Consider the following 650-nt stretch of genomic DNA (forward strand, 5'->3'; position numbering starts at 1 on the left):
CCCTCCGGGCCGAGGTCCAGCAGCCAGTCCGCCTCGGCGATCACATCCAGGTTGTGCTCGATCACCACCACGGTGTTGCCGGCCTCCACCAGCCGGTGCAGGACGTGAATGAGCCGCTCCACGTCCGCCATGTGGAGTCCCACCGTCGGCTCGTCGAGCACGTACAGCGTGTGCGGCGCGCGGCGCCGGGTATTCGATGGCCGCGCCTTGGCGAGCTCGGTGACCAGCTTGAGCCGCTGCGCCTCGCCTCCTGACAGGGTAGGACTGGGCTGGCCCAGTGTGAGGTAGCCCAGACCGGTGTCCTGGAGCAGGCGCAGGGCATGGTGGATGCGGGGCTGCGCGGTGAACAGGTCCACCGCCTCGTCCACGCTCAGGGCCAGCACGTCCCCGGCGGAGAGCCCGCGCCAGGTCACGGCCAGGGTCTCCGGCGTGAAGCGCAGGCCGTGGCAGACGTCGCAGGGCATGGTCACGTCCGGGAGGAAGTTCATCTCGATGCGCTTGATGCCCTGACCGTCGCATTCCGGACAGCGGCCGTCGGTGGTGTTGAAGGAGAAGCGCCCCGGGTCGTAGCCGCGGATGCGTGCCTCCTCCGTCTCGGCGAACAGCCGCCGGATATCGTCCCAGATGCCCACATACGTGGCGGGGCAGGA

Annotated in this window: 1 pseudogene; it reads right to left on the minus strand. The window is 69.4% G+C overall.

Going from position 1 to position 650, the window contains the following annotated elements:
• Positions 1–650, minus strand: a pseudogene (locus G7A99_RS23420) (excinuclease ABC subunit A); the annotation flags it as partial.

The sequence above is a fragment of the Arhodomonas sp. KWT genome, from assembly GCF_010993615.1.